The organism is Peribacillus sp. P4_C12 (genome assembly GCF_056402095.1).
The window spans coordinates 1-1,241 of sequence record NZ_JBFUIB010000838.1; the positions used below are offsets into that span (position 1 = coordinate 1).

Genomic DNA, 1,241 nt, shown 5'->3' on the forward strand with positions numbered 1-1,241 from the left:
CAAAGAAATTACCATTTACCGTGTAATCCAAGAAGCATTAACGAATATTCGTAAATATGCTCAAACCGAAGAAGCAACAGTGACGATTCGGGAAATAGATGACGAAATTCATGTGGTTATAGAGGATGAAGGAAAGGGATTTGATTTAGAAAAGGTTACCCGTGGAGTAGGCTTATTCAGTATGGAAGAGAGAGCCAAAGCTGCCGGTGGAAACCTTTCCCTTCATTCTGTTGAGGAGAAAGGGACAAAAGTATTTTTGGAAATACCTTTGTAGAGAAATTTTTTTTTGTAACGATCAAGTAAATTTAGCTGCAAGGAATTCCTGATAGCTTTACGCATTAAGATAATATTCCCATTAAAGGTCCTCTTAAGGGGTCTGTTAAGYTAATAGCCCATGGCGAAAGCTTCCAATATACAAGCAAACAAAAGTTGAAAGTTATGAAGAAAACCGCTACGAAGCTAATATGAATATGTGCTCAGAGCATTTATTCAAAATAACAATCTATGCGAAAACAGTCTTATTCAATTACAACTTTTGTGCTTTGTTTTATAATAAATTGATAGTAAAGGTGAACAACAATTTCTATCTACTGCACTAATAAAAATACTAAAATCATGAAAGGAGCCATGTATGCAATCACAAAATAAAACCGTTGTAAAGTCAATGCAGATTCTTAACCTTTTCATGAATCATTCCAAGCTCACTTTTAATGAAATGCTGGAACTTTCTGGCCTCCCAAAAACCTCTCTGCACCGTATGATTGGATCATTAGAAGAAATGGGGTTTTTAACAAGAGATGATGATGGTTATTATTCACTTGGGCTAATATTCTTGCAGTTTGGACAACTCGTAGGAGAGCGTTTAGATATAAGAAAAATCGCATACCCCATTATGAAAGAACTTCGAGATGATGTTGAAGAAGCTGTGAATCTAATTGTGAGAGATACTAACGAAGCCATGTATATTGAAAAGGTAGATACGTTGCATCCTGTTCGTTTATATACTTCAATCGGAAGGCGTTCACCACTGTACGCAGGTGACTCTCGAATAATACTCGCCTATTTGTCTGAAGAAGAGCGTGAAGCATATCTCGAAAATATAGAATTAAAACCAATTGCTATTGGAACGATAACAGATGAAAAAATACTCCGTCATGCTTTGGAAGATGCAAGAATGAAAGGGTATACGATTACTTCATCTGAATTAGAGGATTATACAAAATCCGTAAGTGCACCAATAC

2 protein-coding genes are annotated in these 1,241 nt (G+C 35.9%); both read left to right on the forward strand.

All coding sequences use genetic code 11. The features are described 5' to 3' along the window. Window positions 1–274, forward strand: a 274-nt coding sequence (locus tag AC1DUW_RS29550; protein ID WP_477644268.1) for a sensor histidine kinase, incomplete at its 5' end; no start/stop codon positions are given. 357 nt (window positions 275–631) lie between these two features. Then, window positions 632–1,241: IclR family transcriptional regulator (locus AC1DUW_RS29555; protein WP_477644269.1), on the forward strand; the 610-nt coding region annotated here is incomplete at its 3' end.